Raw genomic sequence first — 18741 nt, forward strand, 5'->3', positions numbered from 1 at the left:
GGTTCTCGAAAACGACCATTTTCGGCTCGCCGTGACCTGAATCTCAACGCACCCTGAACTCTGTTACGTGTGATTCATGTCCTGCGAACAGGTGCTGTCGCGGCAGTATTGCGTACCTCCGGTGGCTTGCAAACCGATTTCGTCGGCTCTGCGGCGCAGGAAACGCGATTTTCTCCCTGCGCCGCAAATAGTTAGCGTTGAACGCTAAGTTGGGGACCGATCACCCCTGGACGACCGGCTTCTCACCCGAGCCGATGCGCGAAGCGTGATTCTTTTCCCACCATGTCCCGAGCAGCAAGAGAATCGGCGCTGCGATGAACAGCGACGAACTTGTGGCGATGACTACGCCAAAGAGCATCGGCAGAGCAAAGTTTTCCACGGCCTTGCCGCCCCAGATTGCCATGGGAAGCATGGCAAGGAACACGGTCAGCGAAGTATAGATACAACGTGCCAACGTCTGGTTGATACTCAGATCGATAATCTGACGCAGCGGCATCTTCTTGTGGATGCGCAAATTCTCGCGCATTCGATCGTAAACCACGACCTTGTCGTTGACCGAGTAACCGATGATGGTCAGCAGAGCGGCGATGGCCGTGAGGTTGAAATCGAGCCCCATCAGGGCAAAGAAGCCGACGGTTTTCGTCGTATCGAGGATCAGAGTGGCAATTGCGCCAAGCGCGAAGTGCCATTCGAACCGCCACCAGATGTAGAGCAACATGGCAAGGCTGGCGAGGGTAACGGCCAGGACACCTGATCGTGCAAGCTCCTGACTGACCTTCGGTCCGACGACTTCGGAACTCTCGATCTTCACACCAGGATCAAGCTGCTGAACGGAAGCCCTGACCTTGGTAACGGCCGCGGTCTGCGCTTCTTCGCCGCCGTCCTGACGCTGGACGCGGATAAGCACCTTGTTGTCGCCGCCGGCCTGCTGGAGGGCGACTTCACCGAGACCGAGGCCTTCAAGAGTGGAACGCATCGTGGCGAGGTCTGCGGGTTTGGATGTCGTAACTTCCACCTGGATACCGCCCTTGAAGTCGATACCATAGTTCAGGCCGGGATGGATGAAGAGGATGACCGAAGCGATCGACAGGAAGATAGAAACGCCGATACCGAAGAAGCGCGCGTTCATGAAAGAAATGTTGGTGTTTTCCGGTACGAGCTTGAAGAGGTGCTCGATACGGATCGTCTTCATCTTCCGACGGCGGACGATTGCCGTCATCATGACACGGACGACGGTGACCGCCGTGAACATGGAAACAAGTGCGCCAATGATCATGGTGATGGCGAAGCCACGTATCGGGCCGGTGCCGAAGAGGAACAGCAGTAGCGTCGCGATAAGATGCGTGGCCTGCGAGTCGATAATGGTCGAATAGGCAAGCTTGAAGCCGCGATCGACCGCAGCCATCGCGCCAATACCCTTGCGGGCTTCTTCACGGATACGTTCGTTGATGAGGATGTTCGCATCAACAGCAAAGCCGATACCGAGGATGATGGCGGCGATGCCGGGGAGGGTCAGTGTCGCTCCAAGCAGGCTCAAAATGCCGAACGTGAGAATGACGTTGAGAGCAAGCGCCAGATTGGCGATCAGACCCCAGCCGCTATAGAGGACGAAGATAAATCCGACGACGAGCGCGAAGCCGATGAGGCCCGTCAGAATGCCCATCTTGATGACGTCGCCACCAAGGTCCGGACCCACGGTACGTTCTTCGATGACGGTCAGCGGCGCCGGCAAAGCGCCAGCGCGAAGCAGCGCAGCGGTGGTGACCGTATCCTGAACCGTGAAGTTACCAGTAATCTGACCGGAGCCGCCGGTAATCGGGACCTGGATGACGGGAGCCGTCAGGACCTTGCCGTCTAGCACGATGGCAAAGGGGCGACCGACATTCTGGCTGGTGATATCGGCAAACTGACGCGCACCGACGTTATCGAAGCGGAATGAAATGATCGGCTGGTTGGTTTGCTGATCGAAGGCGGCGCGGGCATCGGTCAGGCGTTCGCCGCTGAGTGCAACGCGATCTTCAACCGGGTAGGTAATGGCGGGATCTTTGGCATCCGGCAAAATGGATACGCCGGGAGGCGGCGCATCGCCGGAATTGCGATCTGCAACCATGTGGAAGGTCATCTTGGCGGTGCTGCCGAGGAGGGCGCGCAACTGGCTCGGGTCCTGCAGACCGGGGAGCTGAACGACGATACGATCGGAACCGACGCGCTGGATGGAGGGCTCGGCAACGCCGACCTGATCAACGCGGCGACGGACGATTTCCAGACTTTGCGTTAATGCATTGTCGAGCTTGTCCTTCATTCCGGCTTCAGTCAGCGTCAGGCGTATCTGGTTGCCGTTCGTGTTGATATCGATGTCACTGACAGGTGCCGCAAACCCGACTTGCGCGACTTGAGTGCTCAGATCGCGTAGGGCTGCAACTGCTGCATCGCTTTGTGTCGCATCTGCCAGCGTTACGATGACACTATCACCCGCGACACGGACAGATTGTGGCTGGATTTTCGCCGTGCGCAGATGACCGCGCGTATCGTCGAGAATTGAGCGCATGCGGTCTTTTTTTAGTGCTGCCGCATCGACTTCCAGCACGAGATAGGAACCGCCGCGAAGGTCGAGGCCCAAGGCGACCTGTTTCTTGGGGAACCAGCTTGGCATAGCTTCGAGCTGTGCCTTGGTGAAAGCATTAGGAAGGGCGAGGACAATACCCGCCAGGATAATAGCAATGTAGGTCCAAAGGACCCATCTCGACGTACGCATATCTTAAATTCCGTTATGGAGTGCGGGCGCGCTGCCGAGAACTGATCTACGAGTTTGCCTGGCGGCCGCCGGAGTTTGTTTTCGTCGTTTCCCTATTGGAAACGGTGATGTCAAGCCGCGCTCGCCGGGGGAGCGCGGGCGTGGAAAACAGAATTGCAGTTTAGCGCCGGAGTGGTTCCGGACTGAACCGAAATGACGCTTTTCCCGTTCGCGATAACAAACGCATGCCCTTGAGGCACCAACGCAGCCAGTGAGCTGCTATCGGACCCGAGCCCACTTTTGATCTTCAGGTGTAAAGCTTCAAGCGCGGCGACGCGCATCGGGCTCTGCACGGGGGTGGACTGATTGTTGGCTTCGTGAGCCAAGCGCGTTTCATTGCGCGTTGGCGTACCGGCATCCTTTGCCGCAATATTGGTCTCCGCACCGGTCACATACACTGTGCCCAGAGCGGCGCTGATCGTGGATACAAGCCAGAAAATAGAAATCAGGAACGGAGCAGCGCTTCGCTTTCCTTTTTTGCTATTTCCGTGAACGCTCATCCTGTCATCCAATATCAATACGTCGCGGCGCAAAGCGCCTTCGCTGCGACTCTCTTTATGAAGTCTGAAAGCGTGAGTCACTCAAAATCGTCGCGTTTCGCCACCAATGGCTGGAAAATATGTCGTTTTGCAGGAACCGGGTGGAACGAAATGGCCAAGTTGTCCACTTTGCTGAAGATTAGTTCGAAATGGAGGTCATCATGGCTGACGCAATCAGCAGCACATCGACCATTCGATGGGATACGATAGAAGCGGAACTGGACAATTTCGGCTGCGCCATTTTGAAGGCGGTTTTGTCGAAGGCACAATGCGAAGGATTGGCCGAAGGTTATCCGGACGATAAGCAATTTCGCAAACGTATCGTCATGGCGCGGCATGGGTTTGGCCGGGGTGAGTACAAGTACTTCAGCTACCCTCTGCCCGATATCGTTAGTGACCTGCGCCAATCGCTCTATCCTCCCTTGGCCAGCATAGCCAATCGCTGGAACGAGTTGATGGGCATCACTGCGCGCTATCCGGACAAGCATCAGGCATTCATCGAGCGGTGCCACGCCGCCGGGCAGAATCGTCCAACACCGTTGCTGCTGGAATATCGCGAGGGCGACTACAATTGCCTGCATCAGGACATCTACGGAGAGCATGTGTTTCCGCTGCAGGTGGCGTTTTTGCTGTCGAAAGCCGGGGAGGATTTCACTGGTGGCGAGTTCGTCCTGACGGAACAGCGTCCGCGTATGCAATCCCGAGTGGAGATCGTACCGCTAAGGCAGGGTGACGCGGTGATTTTCCCGGTCAGCCAGCGTCCGGTGAAGGGTACACGCGGCTACTATCGCGTGAATATGCGCCACGGCGTCAGCCGCCTGCGCAGCGGAAAACGCCATACGCTAGGCATTATCTTCCACGATTCTCAATAGTTGCATCATGATTCGGGCCAGGACGGTCTGCAAATGGCGGTTTTTTTGCGCTTCGGTGCTCATGAACCCAAAAGTTCACTCCGCTCCGATTCTCGAAAATCACCATTTTCGACGCGCCCTGATCCGAATCTCAGCGCACCTTTTGTCTCTCCAGTTGCGTCGGTTAGTGAAGAACAGCATTGTAGCCTCAAATTTCAAATGGGGCCTCAATGGATTATCTGATTTTCTGGGAATGGCTGAGTTTCGCTGCGCGGTGGCTGCATGTGATCACGGCAATCGCCTGGATCGGCTCATCTTTCTATTTCATCGCTCTCGATCTTGGATTACGGAGGCACGCAAGTCTCCCGCAGGGCGTCAATGGCGAGGAGTGGCAGGTCCATGGGGGCGGGTTCTACCACATCCAGAAATACATGATCGCGCCGCCTCATATGCCGGAACACCTCATCTGGTTCAAATGGGAATCCTATTTCACCTGGCTGTCCGGATTCATGCTGCTCTGCATCGTCTACTATGGTAGCGCCGACCTATTTCTGATTGACCGCAATGTGCTCGATGTTTCGACACCTGTGGCTGTCCTGATCTCGCTCGCGTCGATTTCCATCGGCTGGTTGATTTACGACCTTCTCTGCAAGTCTCCGCTCGAGTCCAATGATACCCTGCTGATGCTCATTCTCTATGGCGTGATCGTATTCATGGCGTGGGGTTATACGCATCTGTTTACTGGACGTGCCGCACTCCTGCACCTCGGCGCATTCACCGCGACGATCATGACCGGCAACGTGTTTTTGCTGATCATCCCAAACCAAAAAAAGGTCGTTGCCGATCTGATCGCGGGCAAGACACCCGATCCCAGGCTCGGCAAACAGGCCAAGCAGCGCTCTACGCACAACAACTATCTGACGCTTCCGGTCATCTTCCTGATGCTGTCGAACCATTATCCGCTTGCGACGTCCACCGAGTTCAACTGGATAATTGCCGCGCTGATATTCATCATCGGTGTGCTCATCCGGCATTATTTCAATTCGAGACATGCAGGAACGGGCAATCCGCATTGGACATGGCTTGCCAGCGCAATTTTGTTTATGGTTATCATATGGTTGTCGACGGTTCCTAAGATCCTGACAGGGGAGGAGAAAGTTTCCAGCGCTGTTGCGCCCTTCCTGGCTGCGCAGGATTTCGGGCAGGTTCGCGACACCGTGTTGGGACGTTGTTCGATGTGTCATGCAGCGGAACCATCGTGGGAGGGCATCATGCTGCCACCAAAGGGTATTCGCCTCGATACGGATGACTTGATCGCCGCCAACGCGAGCCAGATCTATATTCAGGCCGGAGCGAGCCATGCCATGCCGCCTGGCAACCTGACGCATATCACCGATGACGAGCGCGCGCTGATCGTCGCGTGGTATCGCGGTGCGACGACGGGGAAAGCAAAGCCATGACAGAAGTATTGCTGCGCGGCCGCATCCTGAGCTTTCACGACGAGCCACTAAACGGCGAGGCAAGCACCGACACATTCACCTATCTTGAGGACGGCGGACTTCTCATTCGCGACGGCAAAATCACTGCGATAGATGACTATGCAAAGTTGCGGGCGGGCGACGGCCGCAACGTCGAAGTCATCGATCATCATCCGCATCTAATCATGCCGGGCTTCATCGACTGTCATATTCATTATCCGCAGATGCAGGTGGTTGGCTCCTATGCGGGCGCGCTGATGGAGTGGCTCGAGAAATATACCTTTGTCGAAGAGCAAAAATTCTCCAATCAAGGTCATCCGGACAAGATCGGCTCCGCGTTTTTCGATGAGCTGATCCGCCACGGTACCACAACGGCTGCAGCATATTGCTCCGTGCACAAAGCCTCGGTGCATGCATTCTATACGGAGGCGCACCGGCGCAATATGCGCATGATCGCCGGCAAGGTGATGATGGACCGCAACGCACCGCCGGGTCTGCTTGATACGCCACAATCGGGCTATGATGACAGCAAGGCGCTCATCGCGGACTGGCATGGCAAGGGACGTCAGCTCTATGCAATCACGCCACGTTTTGCTCCGACCTCCTCACCAGAGCAATTGGAAATGAGTGGCACGCTGGCGCGCGAGTTTCCGGATATGCACATACAGACGCACCTTTCTGAAAACACTGCCGAAATTGCCTTCGTTGCCGAACTGTTCCCCTGGAGCAGGGATTACACGAATGTTTACGAGCACTACGAACTGTTGGGGCCAAAGACACTGCTTGGCCATTGTATCCATTTGACCGATGCCGAGTTGAGCACGATTGCCAATAGCGGATCGGTTGCCGTCTTTTGCCCGACTTCGAATTTATTCATAGGCAGTGGGCTGTTCGATCTGGCTCGACTTCGGGCATCACACGTACGCAACGCAATCGCGACGGATATTGGCGGCGGTACGTCCTACTCAATGCTGCGTACTCTGGATGAAGGCTATAAGATTCTGAATATACAGGGCCAGCGTTATCATCCACTCCGGTCTTTTTATCAGGCAACCCTAGGCAACGCGCGAGCTCTTGCGCTGCAGGGTATTATCGGCTCGTTCGTGACAGGTGCGGAAGCTGACTGCATCGTTCTGGATGCCCGCGCCACACCCGCTATGCGCGTTCGTATGGAAACAGTCGAAACACTGGTGGAAGAACTCATGCTGATGCAGACCATGGGCGATGATCGAACAATCGCCGAGGTTTACATCGCCGGTGTCGCAGCCAAGAGCACTTTGAACTAGCGGACGAAAAGGAACCAAAGGGCACATTCGGCCGTTCGGCTCGACCATGTCTCGTCCCCGGAACCTTTCATGACAACACAGCATCGGAATCTGCGATCCGGCCAGCCCATCTGGCTCAGCCGACGGGCCTCTGACGTCGAGTTCAACCTGCTACTTGAGGATATTACAATCGACATCGCGATTGTTGGCGCGGGCATAAGTGGCTCTTTGATGGCGGAAAGCTTGAGTGAAGCCGGGTATTCGGTTGCGATTTTTGACAGACGAAAGCCCGTGACCGGTTCAACGCCTGCAAGCACTGCACTGCTACAATTCGAGATCGACACACCTTTGCATCACTTAGCGCAAAAGATTGGCCGGAATGATGCCGAGCGCGCTTGGCGGCGATCGAAACTTGCGGTTGATGCCCTGCGCGAAAGGACCCATGAGCTTGGCATACACTGCGAGATGCAAGATAGAGATTCGCTCTACCTTGCAGGCGATCTTCTCGACGAGGAGGGCTTGCAGAAAGAATTGTTGGTTCGTCGCCGGGCGGGCTTTGAAACAAGACTACTGCAGCATGACGAACTAAAAAACAGGTTTCACATTGATCGCCCGGCGGCATTGATGAATTTCGATAATATTGAAGCCAATCCGCGTAAACTGGCACTTGGTTATCTGAACGTCGCAATCTCGCGTGGCGCCAAGATCTTCGCACCGGTCGAGATCGTATCGGTTGAACCAAGGTCGCGCGATGTAATCGCGGCGACAAGGGAGGGGCGGAAAATACGCTGTAAATATCTGGTGTCCACAACGGGCTATGAAATACCCGAGCAAGTGCCGCAGAAAGGACACCAGATCATTTCTACCTGGGCGCTCGCAACACCACCACAAAAGCAAAAACTATGGCCCGAACAATGCCTGATCTGGGAAGCGTCGGACCCCTATCTCTATATGCGCACGACTCAAGACGGGCGTATCATCGTCGGTGGCGAGGATGAGGAATTCGAGGATGACGAAAAACGCGACGAGAAATTGCCAGCAAAGACCAAGGCAATCCTGGCAAAGCTCAAAAAGTTGTTTCCGCAGGTTACCGCCAAAGCAGATTACGCCTGGACTGGAAGCTTTGGCTCAAGCACAACGGGTTTGCCAACAATTGGCGCCATCCCAAAAATGGATCGATGCTTTGCCGTACTCGGTTATGGAGGGAATGGCATCACATTTTCGATGGTCGCGGCGCAGCTTGTTCGCGGGCTGATAACCCGGACGGGCGATCCGGACGAAGATCTGTTCGCTTTCAAATAATTCTATTCCACGCGGTAGCCGACTTCCTCCGCCGCATGTCCCAACGTTTGCCAAAACGAGCGGGCAAACGTGCGGAAAACGTAGATGTCGAAGGTCTCGTCATCGATCCGCTGAATGTTCGCATGAATGTCGTGATGCAACGTGGCACGTCCGTATGCGATGGGGAAGGTATGCTCGGAAAAGTCGATGGCAAAGAGTTTCGACAATATCCATTCCGAGCGTGGGCCGCTTATTCGAATGACGGTGCGGCCATGAGTAAGGTCAACCATTGTACCGAGTTCGGGAGAGATAGCCGAGCGTAATCGGGATTCGAGATCCGGTGTAGCGCTGACGACGAAATAACGACCGGGCGCAAAGCCAAAAACAGATTTTTCGCCTGCAACGCGGCCGAGACCGGGCTTATTCTGAAGAACAAGACCTGTTGCACTGCCGATAGCAGTCAGTACGGTCGGTATCGTATCGGCCCACGAGGTAACCTGAATGATCGAGAGGTTTTTTCGCTCGCGCAGTGTGACGCCAACACCGGCAGCGGAATTGCCATGATCGCCTGGAACAAAGGTTTTGCCGAGTGGAGATTGAGATTCAGCCATGCATCCGGCTTCCTTCTGGATCGAACATGTGATGACTGACGATCTCTACCGCGCAATGTTTGTCGCGGAGCAGGTCGGTCGCAAAAGCGCGATTGCCAATCATCGACGTCCCGTGCTTTACCAGTGCGAGTGCGATATATTTGCCAAGCGCCGGCGAGTAACACGCCGCCGTGACGTGCCCAAAACTGTCGGCGGGTTCGCGGGGGTTCGGGTCTGTTACGATGTGGCTGCCACCATTGATCGATTGATTGTCGAGCGAAATCAAACCCACGAGCGACAAGCGGTTTTCATCCTTGAGCCCTTCGCGATTTATCATGGCGGAGCCGATATACGGCTTCTTCTTCGACAGCATCCAGTCGAGATGCAGGTCATGCGCTGTGGTTCTGCCGTCAATTTCGGCGCCGGTCACATGGCCTTTCTCGATACGCAGCGTCCCGAGCGCCTCTAGTCCGTAGGGGATGATCTCAAAGGGCTTGCCGGCAGCGAGGAGCGCTTCCCAGACGCGTGTCCCATATCCGGCACCGCAATAAACTTCGTAGGCAAGCTCCCCCGAGAAGGAAAGGCGGCAGATCATAACCGACACACCGGCGATTTTGCCATGAACGATACCCATGAAGGGGAGGGCGTCATTGTCAACTTTTGATCCAGTCACGCAGGACTCGAGTACAGCGCGCGACTTTGGACCAGAGATGGCCGAACCCGCCCAGACGTCGGTGACCGAGGTCAGGTGAACCCGCAACTCCGGCCAAATACAGTCGAGATAATATTCCAGATGCTGCATGACAGGACCGGCATTCGCGGTGGTCGTCGTCATCAGGAACTGTGTTTCGCCAAGGCGCCAGGTTGTGCCGTCGTCGAAGGCAATACCATCTTCGCGCAGCATCAGACCATAACGCGCCTTGCCAACCGGCAGGGTGGAAAACATATTGGTGTAAACGCGGTCAAGGAGTTCCGCTGCATCGGGACCTTGTATGTCGATTTTGCCGAGAGTCGAAACATCGACGATGCCGACACTCTCGCGAACCGCCCGGGCCTCGCGAATATATGCCTGTTCGATTGTTTCGCCGTGGCTGGAATAAATCATAGGGCGATGCCAGAGGCCGGCTTCATAGGTCTTTGCACTGTTTGCCAGATGCCAATCATGCATGGGCGTCAGACGATGCGGACGCAAATCTCCGTACCTTTCGCCAGCCAAGGTACCCAGAGAAACCGGTGTGAATGGCGGACGGAACCGTGTCGTACCCGCTTCGGGGATCGAGATACCGCGCACGTCGGCCATGATGGCAAGGCCGGGAACATTGGAGGTCTTGCCCTGATCGGTCGCCATGCCGAGCGTTGTGTAACGCTTCAAATGCTCGACCGAGTGAAAACCTTCGCGGTAGGCGAGGCGAATGTCGTCAGCTGTGACATCATGCTGAAAATCGACGAAGGCTTTCTGGGATTTAACCGCGGGCTCGATTTCGAACACCGGCGCAGGCGACGAATCCAGCATGGGCGCTTCGACCGTAGGGAGAATGAGCCTACTCTTGGCGGAACCCTTGGTTGCCGCGTCGGACATAACGCTGATTGTATCCATATAACCGGCTGCGGAACCCGTCATCACCCAGTTCTGGTTTGGCTCCGGCGGCAGGAAAGCCTGAAGATCCTCATCCCATTCAGGCTTGCCGCCTGCCTGACTTGCGAGGTGGATGGCGGGCGACCAGCCGCCCGACACACCAAGACAATCGGTCCTGATTTGCCGAGGCGCGCCTGAAACACGGCCGGTCTCCGCGTTGAAATGCTGTACAGAGATCGAACTCAGCGTCTTGCCAGCATGGGTCGCTGTAACGGCATAACCGAGAAGCAGCTCCGCGCCGGCTACACTCGCGATATCCCTGCACGTACCGGATACGTCAGAGCGGACATCGATGATCGCGGTAACATTGACACCGGCAATAGAGAGCGCTCGGGCCGCATCATAAGCGCTGTCATTATTGGTGAAGAGAGTGATGTTATTTCCGGCCGCGATACCGTATTCGACCGCATAGCGGTGCACCGCATCGGCGAGCATGACACCCGGGCAGTCATTACCAGGGAAAACGATCGGACGCTCGAATGCGCCGGTCGCCAAAATCACCTTGCCGCTTCGAATCACCCAATGGCGCTGGCGTGGCAGGCCTTTCGTCCGGTTTGGCTTGTAATCGGAAACATGTTCGACGGCTGTGAGAATATTGCCGTCGTAATAACCCCAGACGGACGTCCTGGTCAGGAACCGTACATTCGGCAGGTTCGCCAAAGCGTCGGCCTTTTCGCGAGCCCAAACGGCGGGGTTGCGTCCATCGATCATCTCGCCGGAGCCAAGCAGCGAACCGCCGGGTAGCGGGCGTTCCTCCGCGATGATGACTCGCGCACCCGTTGCGGCCGCCGCCTCCGCAGCGATCAGGCCGGCAGGGCCACTGCCGACGACAAGAACGTCGCAAAAGGCGTTCATGCGCTCATAGCGGTCCGGGTCTGGGGCCGTGCCTGCTTTACCAAGTCCGGCCGCGCGGCGGATGAACCTCTCGCAGAACATCCAGAAGCGTGTGCCTTTCAGCGGGCCGATCGCCGGCCCCATGAATGTCTTGTAATAAAATCCTGCCGAGAACAGGGGGCCAGCCAATTGGTTGATGGCCATGAAGTCATGTTCCAGCGACGGAAAGCGATTTTGACTAATGGTGACCAGACCGTCAAAAATCTCAAGTTCCGTAGCCCGGACGTTCGGCTCGCGTACATCGCCAGAAAGAACGGTGACGAGAGCGTTCGGCTCATCGCTACCAGCGGCGAACACACCGCGCGGGCGGTGATATTTGAACGAGCGTCCGAAAAGCGTAATGCCATTGCCAAGGAGCGCCGAAGCAACCGTGTCGCCCGGATGTCCGCTATAGGCCATTCCGTCGAACGTGAATCGAATAGATTTGGAGCGGTCGATCCGTCCACCCTTCGATAGCCGTGAACCCGTCATGAACGGTCACCACTCACGGTGTCGCGTGCAAATACGACGGACGAAATCGTATGACTTGCCATATCCCGCGTGACAAGGAGATGCTGGCGGCAACCGCCCGTATGAAGCCAGAACTCTCGATGGGGACCGCTGGGGTTGGTGCGATCAAAGACGTAGGAATTCCATGCGTCCTGGTCGATGGATGCCAGATCTGGTCGTTTACGCGTTGCATCGCCTTGATAGGTGAACTCGATGACATCCCGAGGTCCGCAATAGGGGCATTTGATTATCATGATCTCATTTGTCTCGATGGCGAAACGAGTGACTCGCGAGTAGTTTGCTTCGAAGGACCAATCAACAGAATGTGTCGCGACTGGTCAAGGTTGACGACGGGAATATAGACGTTGGAATGCCCATAAAAAAAATACTTCACGCCCCGATTATATTCTTCATTATAGTAAGACTACCGTCAAATTATCATCCGCATCGTAACCATAACGTCAAGCAATGTCGTTTCGCCGACTGGTTTGGATGGGTGAGTTGTTGCGTCCAAATCGTCTGGATCATTGGGCATATCCACAATCGAAAATGGTTCATTGATGGTTACGGGCCGTCCGATCTGAAAAACCGCCGGCCGTTCAGTTGCCGTTCAACTTGATCCCGTTATAACTGTTGTCAAAGAGCCCGGTGAGGTTCCTTAACAGAGGCGGTGGAAACATCGTAGAAACATGAACAAGTTTGTTGTTGCCATTCTTCTGTCTGCAGTTTCCGCTGGATCAGCAGCTGCTGCCAGCGTCAAAAACGATGAGGCCAGCGCCCAGACCATCGTTGTTACTGAAGGCTCCAGCAAAACCGAATTGCAGGTTGGTGCCGGTGAGACTGTCGAGTTCTGCAACGGTGGTTGCTTCGTTACGTTTCCAAATGGTGATCGCGAAGCCCTGAAAGGCGGCGAGACCGTTGAAATCAAGGGCGGTAAGGTTTCGATCAAGTAAGTTGGCGATCTGCAGCGTTACACGCGAAGTTCACTAACCGGCTGGAACCAATTTTCAGCCGGTTTTTAATGCTTCATTCACTGTTTATATTAATTTTCAAATTATCGTTCGTGCGGCAAAACCAACTTCACTTTTCATTTCTACTTTCCCGATAAGTCATCGACTGATAGGCAATATTCTTGCCAGCTTGAATAGGCGCATGATTTCAGGGATATGTTGTGGTGGATGCTCGTTCTGACAACAAGACTGTTGACCTCGTAGTAGATCTCGACGGCACGCTTATAGCCACTGATCTTCTATGGGAAAGTACGTTTCAACTGCTCAAACAGAACATGCTGTATCTCTTTCTTCTTCCCCTTTGGGCTTTAAAAGGAAAAGGTCATCTCAAACATCAGATATCCCTTCGCGTCGCGATTGACCCCGCAATACTCCCTTACCGGGGGGAGTTCGTCGCTTACCTGCGCGAGGAGCACCGCAAGGGTCGACGGCTGGTGCTTGCGACTGGCGCGGCGCGCAAGTTTGCCGAGAGTATTGCCGCATATCTGGGTTTTTTCGATGCCGTCTATGCGACAGATGAAACGCGCAACCTGACGTCTGTGCACAAGACCAAATTTCTGCTGGAGACTTTCGGTGACGTCAAGTTTGCCTATGCGGGGAACAGCCGAGCGGACGTTCCGGTGTTTGATGCCGCAAGCGAAGCAGTCGTTGTGGCACCGGACCGGGCCGCAGCGAAATGGCAGCGTACACATTCCGCGAAATTGTTTGACGCGCCGAAGACTGATTGGAAAACCTTCGCCAGGATGTTGCGCGTGCATCAATGGATGAAGAACACGCTGATTTTTGTTCCGCCGATACTCGATCACGAGATCATGAACTGGCAGATTCTCATCAACTCGATCGTCGCTTTCTTTGCTTTCTCATTCGCTGCTTCGGCCATCTATATCGTCAATGATTTGTTTGATCTTCCGTTGGACCGCCAGCATGCGCGAAAGAGGAATAGGGCTTTTGCCAGCGGCCTGTTCTCTATTTCCTTCGGTCTGAAAGTTGCTATCGCGCTGCTTGCCTTGGCCGGTCTGCTTGCGACGCAATTGCCGTGGGTGTTTAGCGCCGTGCTGCTGGTCTATCTCATTTCGACGACTGCTTACTCGCTATCGCTGAAGCGCATGTTGCTGATCGATGTCCTGACGCTGGCAGGCCTCTATACGCTTCGTATCCTAGCGGGTTCAGCGGCCAATCAGATCGAGGGTTCATTCTGGCTGCTGGCGTTTTCGTCGTTCTTCTTTCTTTCACTCGCGCTCGTCAAACGTTATGTCGAACTGCAGAACACTGCACTTGTCGAAAAGAACCGCATTGCGGGCAGGGGATACCGACAGGCCGATCGAGAAGTCGTGGCGCAATGCGGCGTCTCGTCAGCCTTTGCTGCTGCACTTGTCCTGGCTCTCTACGTAAACAGCGATGCGGTTGTTAGTCTCTACTCATATCCTTGGTTGATTTGGCCGCTTTGTCCAATCGTGCTCTATCTCAACATCCGCATCTGGATTCTGGCGCATCGCGGTGAGATGCACGACGACCCTGTCGTGTTTATTATTTCTGACTGGCGTAGTCAGATCGTTATAGCAATCGGCGCGGCATTGCTGCTCTATGGTGGCATGCGCTCATGATGGCTGGCTATGACAGTTTCGGGCTTATCGACAGGCATCCGCGCACTGCGATATCGCTCGATGCCGCGCGACAGATTTTCGAGAGTGGCAATCCGGAGCGGGATGGGTTTCTGCCATTTGGCAATGGCAAATCCTATGGCGACAGCTGTCACAATGATCGTGGCACGCTGATCGATATGCGGGGAAACGATGCGCTGATCTCATTCGACCCGCAAACGGGTCTGCTCGCCGCCGAAGCTGGCCTGATGCTGTCGGATATCATTGCGCTCGCCGCGCCGCACGGGTATTTCCTGCCGGTGACCCCAGGTACGCGTTTTGTTACTTTGGGCGGCGCGATCGCGAACGATGTGCATGGCAAAAACCACCATCGCCGCGGCACGTTCGGTTGCCATGTCGAACGCTTCGACCTGTTGAAGTCCGATGGAACGGTCGTCACCTGTTCTGCATCGATGAACTCAAAATTGTTTGCCGCGACAATCGGAGGGCTTGGACTAACAGGCATCATCCTTTCTGCCAGCATCAGATTGCTGAAAGTGAATTCGCTTGATGTGGTGGAGCGTGTAAGGCCGTTTGCAAGCCTTGCCGAATATTTCGAAATGGCGCCGCAGGCCGACAATGACAATGAATATGCTGTTGCCTGGGTCGATCAATTGAGTTCAGGGAGACGTGCAGGACGTGGCGTTCTTCTCACAGGAAATCATGCTGACAATGGTAGTTTTGAAGCCAGCACGGAGGAATCCAGGCTGGGCGTGCCTTTCGAGCTTCCCATATCGGCACTGAATTATCCGAGCCTCAAACTGTTCAACGCGGCCTACTTTCATTTCAAAGGCCGTAAACGAGAACCTCATCTCAGTACCTATCAGACCTTCTTCTATCCACTCGACAGTGTCTCGAACTGGAACCGGCTTTATGGAAGGACCGGGCTTTACCAACATCAAAGCGTCATTCCGGAAGATGCCGCTTCAGCAGTAGTTCCCCAGATGCTGGCCGCCACGCGTGAAGCGGGACAAAGCTCATTCTTGACAGTGCTCAAACGCTTCGGAAACGTCGCTTCGCCCGGGATCATGTCGTTTCCGCGGGCGGGCTACACATTGACGGTTGATTTTCCCAATCGCGGAGCGCGCACGCTGGCGCTGCTGGAACGCCTCGACAGTATGACGATCGACGCGGACGGGCGGGTCAATCCCTACAAGGATCAACGCATGAGCTCCGCAGTGTTCAAAGCCGGATTCCCGGGATGGCAAGAACTGGAAAAGGAGCGCGATCCCGCATTCAACTCCAATTTTTGGGTGCGAACTGCACTGGCAGGTCGAACTGCTTGATGCATCAAATTTTAACAATGTGCTTGGGGTCTTTTCAACGCAGCTTTGCTATGCACTCGACGAACTAGAGGGGCCGTTCTGACATGACAAAATACATTCCATTTATCCTGTTCACCGTCATGACCAATGCGGCGGCACAAGTCATGCTGAAATACGGCATGATAACGCTGGGGCCGATCAGCTTCAGCGCCGATACGATTATCCAGCGGATATTCCAGATCATTTTCAACCCTTGGGTCTTCGCTGGATTGACCATGTTTGTCATCTCTATGGCTTCACATCTTTATGTGCTTTCCAAGGTCGATCTATCCTTCGCTTACCCGTTCCTCAGTCTGGCTTATGTGGCCGTCGCACTGTTCGCCTGGGCAGTGTTCAAGGAGGAACTCGGAACGTTCAAGATTGCGGGCATCGCCTTCATCATGATCGGAACCATTCTGATCGCCCAGAGCGGACGACACGAAACGCCTGGCGAGCAAACGCCACCTGCTTCCACAACATCCTCGTAAGTGAGTTGAAGAAATGAGACACATTATTTTTGGTGGTGACGGTTTTGTCGGGCGGCATCTGGCGCCGAAACTGGTTGCCGAGGGAGAGGAAGTCGTTGTGGCGGATATCGTCAAGGGCGATCTGTCCCACTATGGAAATGTGAACTTCGTCAAATGCGATGTGACCGAACCGAAGTCCATCGCCGCGGTCGGTATCAAGGCCGACGACATGATCTACAACCTGTCAGCCAAGATGCTTTCTCCATTGCAGGTGCGGGCGAAGCGGCACGATTTCTTCTTTCCGGTCAACTACTTCGGTACCGAGAACATTATCAAGGCGATGGACAAGGCGGGTGCCAGTAAGCTCGTGCACTATACGACCGACATGATCTATGGCCACACCTATGTCTGGCCCCAGACCGAAGACCACCCCGCGGCACCGCTTGGTGAATATGGAATGTCGAAATTGAAAACGGAGGAACTGGCAGCAGAATGGCGCATGCGCGGAATGAATATCTCCCTGTTTCGCCCACGCCTGATTATTGGGCCGGGCCGTCTTGGTATCCTCGAAAAGTTGTTCAAATTGGTCGACTACAACCTGCCGGTACCGATGATTGGCTCCGGCAAGAACCCTTATCAGTTCATTTCGGTCTTCGATTGTGCTGAAGCGGCACGTGCGGCATGGAAGGCTGGTGTGCCAAATGAGGCATATAATCTCGGCTCGCTGAACCCGCCGCCTGTCCGCAAACTGCTCAGCGACCTGGTGAAATTCGCGGGATCGAAATCGATCCTGCTACCAACACCCGCCTGGGCGGTAAAACGCACACTCGACTTCTTCGACTGGATGAACAAGCCGATCATGGATCCGGAACAATATCTGATCGCGGACGAAATGTGCGTACTCGACGTGTCGAAAGCGGAGCGTCAACTGGGCTGGATACCGCAATATCGCGATGAGGATATGCTGATTGCAGCATATAAGGAGTATCGCAACATCAAAGACGGCAAATCCGTGCAGCAACCATCGTCGATAGCGGCGGAATAACGGGGAATGGCGATGAATCAGGTTACAGCGGCATCACAGCACGAGGCGGTCCAGGGACTTACAGGCAAGCCGGATCTGCTTACGGTCGAAGAGGCAAAGGCCATGACGCTGCCGCGCATGACCGAGCTTTTCACCAGACATCTCAATCCCGGCCAGCTGCATTTCATGAAACTTCTCGGTTTTCACAAGGTGAAAATCGACCGTGCGGAAGGCATGTATTATTACGATCAAAACGGCCGTGCCATTCTCGATTTCTTCGGCGGCTTCGGCTCTCTTGCTTTCGGCCATAATCACCCGCGGATTGTCGGGGCGCGCAAGAAATTCCAGGATGAACAGCGTCAGGAAATAGCCATTGCCTTCATGTCGCAATATGCGACCGCCTTGGCGCACAACCTTGCCGCTTGCTCACCCGGCGATCTCGACATGGTGTTCCTCGGATCCTCTGGATCGGAGGCGATGGAGGCGGCTATAAAGGTTGCCGAGCGTGCCGCTGGCCCCAAAAAACCCAAGATCGTGTATGCCGAGAATTCATTTCACGGCAAAACCAAGGGCGTTCTCTCGATTACCGACGGAGGGCTTTATCGCGGTGAGTTCAAGCTGGTGGAGAATACGGTTCGTGTTCCATTTGGCGATATTGATGCCGTCGAGAATGCCTTCCGTTCTGATCCTGAAATCGGCGTCATTGTACTGGAAACCATCCAGGGCGGTGGTGGTATCATTCAGGCGCCGAAGGAGTACTGGCAAAAACTGCGCGCGCTATGCGATCAGTATGGCGTGCTTTGGGTTGCCGATGAGGTCCAGTGTGGCTTTGGTCGCTCCGGCCGGTTTTATGCTTTCGAACATGCGGGCGTCGTGCCCGATGTGACCGCCTTGGCCAAATCTTTGGGAGGAGGCAAGGCGGCAGTCGGCGCGATGATCGCCCGGCGCGAGGTTTATATGAAAGCTTATGGCACGCCCAAGACAGCAATGATCCATGCCATGGCCACATTTGGCGGGATTGGTGAGGCCTGCGTCACTTCTATCGAAGCGATAAACATTCTCTACGACGAACACTTGATCGATAATGCTGCAGCAACTGGCGACTATCTGTTGCAAAAGCTCGAAGAGCTGAAAGCCAAATATCCGTCGATGATCAAGGACGTACGTGGCAAGGGCCTGATGGTCGGTCTCGAATTCCACGATTTCTCCAAGACGGTTCCAATGGTGTTGCGCCCTGTGCTTGCTGTACTGGATGACAAGCTGAAGGGATCGCTTCCGGGATTTATCGGCAGCCACCTCCTGCGCGATCATGGGGTGCTGGTCGCATTCACCGAGTACAATCGAAATGTCATTCGTCTGGAACCGCCACTGATTTGCGGCCGGGAACACGTGGACGCATTCATCAAAGCGCTCGATGAAGTGCTGTCACGCGGGATCGTTCGAATCGTAAAAGACTTCGTCAAAGCGCAGGTAAAGTAA

Annotated in this window: 15 protein-coding genes; 10 read left to right on the top strand and 5 right to left on the bottom strand. The window is 54.9% G+C overall.

Annotation, left to right across the window (positions count from 1 at the left end; translation table 11 throughout):
* Positions 1-220 precede the first annotated feature (220 nt).
* Positions 221-2755 carry a protein translocase subunit SecD gene (secD, locus tag C7476_RS04400; protein WP_114428696.1) on the bottom strand — a complete coding sequence of 845 codons (2535 nt, stop codon included), beginning with the start codon at positions 2753-2755 and terminating at the stop codon, positions 221-223.
* A gap of 110 nt (positions 2756-2865) precedes the next feature.
* A complete protein-coding gene (locus C7476_RS04405; RefSeq protein WP_114428697.1) occupies positions 2866-3294 on the bottom strand; it encodes a hypothetical protein in 429 nt (142 codons plus the stop codon).
* A gap of 200 nt (positions 3295-3494) precedes the next feature.
* On the opposite strand from C7476_RS04405, the gene C7476_RS04410 reads away from it, so the two are divergent.
* The 4 genes from C7476_RS04410 to C7476_RS04425 all read left to right on the top strand — a co-directional run bounded on the left by C7476_RS04410 (position 3495) and on the right by C7476_RS04425 (position 8229).
* Positions 3495-4205 (top strand): 2OG-Fe(II) oxygenase, encoded by a 711-nt coding sequence (locus tag C7476_RS04410; RefSeq protein WP_245426106.1) that lies wholly within the window; start codon positions 3495-3497, stop codon positions 4203-4205.
* 209 nt (positions 4206-4414) lie between these two features.
* Entirely contained in the window at positions 4415-5644 is a 1230-nt protein-coding gene (locus C7476_RS04415) for a urate hydroxylase PuuD (RefSeq protein ID WP_114428699.1), read from the top strand.
* Positions 5641-6948 (top strand): guanine deaminase, encoded by a 1308-nt coding sequence (gene guaD, locus C7476_RS04420; protein WP_114428700.1) that lies wholly within the window; start codon positions 5641-5643, stop codon positions 6946-6948. Before C7476_RS04415 ends, guaD begins: the two co-directional genes overlap by 4 nt.
* 69 nt (positions 6949-7017) lie before the next feature.
* The gene (locus C7476_RS04425; protein WP_114428701.1) at positions 7018-8229 is read left to right on the top strand and encodes an NAD(P)/FAD-dependent oxidoreductase; all 1212 of its coding nucleotides are present in this window, start codon (positions 7018-7020) and stop codon (positions 8227-8229) included.
* A 2-nt stretch (positions 8230-8231) separates the two neighbouring features.
* On the opposite strand, the gene C7476_RS04430 is transcribed toward C7476_RS04425, so the two are convergent.
* Genes C7476_RS04430 through C7476_RS04440 form a run of 3 tightly spaced genes read right to left on the bottom strand, consistent with a single transcriptional unit; the run spans position 8232 to position 12071 of the window.
* Positions 8232-8819, bottom strand: coding sequence for a sarcosine oxidase subunit gamma family protein (locus tag C7476_RS04430; RefSeq protein ID WP_114428702.1), 588 nt, complete (start codon positions 8817-8819; stop codon positions 8232-8234).
* Complete coding sequence (locus tag C7476_RS04435; protein ID WP_114428703.1) at positions 8812-11799, bottom strand: sarcosine oxidase subunit alpha family protein; 2988 nt, start codon at positions 11797-11799, stop codon at positions 8812-8814. Before C7476_RS04435 ends, C7476_RS04430 begins: the two co-directional genes overlap by 8 nt.
* Complete coding sequence (locus C7476_RS04440) at positions 11796-12071, bottom strand: sarcosine oxidase subunit delta (RefSeq protein ID WP_114428704.1); 276 nt, start codon at positions 12069-12071, stop codon at positions 11796-11798. The genes C7476_RS04435 and C7476_RS04440 overlap by 4 nt, the downstream gene beginning before the upstream one ends.
* Positions 12072-12506: 435 nt before the next feature.
* Here C7476_RS04440 and C7476_RS04445 point away from each other — a divergent pair, with 435 nt between their 5' ends.
* The 6 genes from C7476_RS04445 to C7476_RS04470 all read left to right on the top strand — a co-directional run bounded on the left by C7476_RS04445 (position 12507) and on the right by C7476_RS04470 (position 18741).
* A complete protein-coding gene (locus C7476_RS04445; RefSeq protein WP_114428705.1) occupies positions 12507-12770 on the top strand; it encodes a hypothetical protein in 264 nt (87 codons plus the stop codon).
* A gap of 221 nt (positions 12771-12991) precedes the next feature.
* Positions 12992-14431, top strand: coding sequence for a UbiA family prenyltransferase (locus C7476_RS04450; protein ID WP_181872346.1), 1440 nt, complete (start codon positions 12992-12994; stop codon positions 14429-14431).
* Complete coding sequence (locus tag C7476_RS04455) at positions 14428-15753, top strand: FAD-binding oxidoreductase (protein WP_114428707.1); 1326 nt, start codon at positions 14428-14430, stop codon at positions 15751-15753. The genes C7476_RS04450 and C7476_RS04455 overlap by 4 nt, the downstream gene beginning before the upstream one ends.
* Before the next feature lie 83 nt (positions 15754-15836).
* Positions 15837-16259 carry an EamA family transporter gene (locus C7476_RS04460; protein WP_112528718.1) on the top strand — a complete coding sequence of 141 codons (423 nt, stop codon included), beginning with the start codon at positions 15837-15839 and terminating at the stop codon, positions 16257-16259.
* A gap of 13 nt (positions 16260-16272) precedes the next feature.
* The gene (locus C7476_RS04465) at positions 16273-17283 is read left to right on the top strand and encodes an NAD-dependent epimerase/dehydratase family protein (protein ID WP_114428708.1); all 1011 of its coding nucleotides are present in this window, start codon (positions 16273-16275) and stop codon (positions 17281-17283) included.
* Positions 17284-17295: 12 nt separating this feature from the next.
* Complete coding sequence (locus tag C7476_RS04470) at positions 17296-18741, top strand: aspartate aminotransferase family protein (RefSeq protein ID WP_114429020.1); 1446 nt, start codon at positions 17296-17298, stop codon at positions 18739-18741.

The organism is Phyllobacterium bourgognense, assembly GCF_003337575.1.
GTDB lineage: Bacteria > Pseudomonadota > Alphaproteobacteria > Rhizobiales > Rhizobiaceae > Phyllobacterium > Phyllobacterium bourgognense.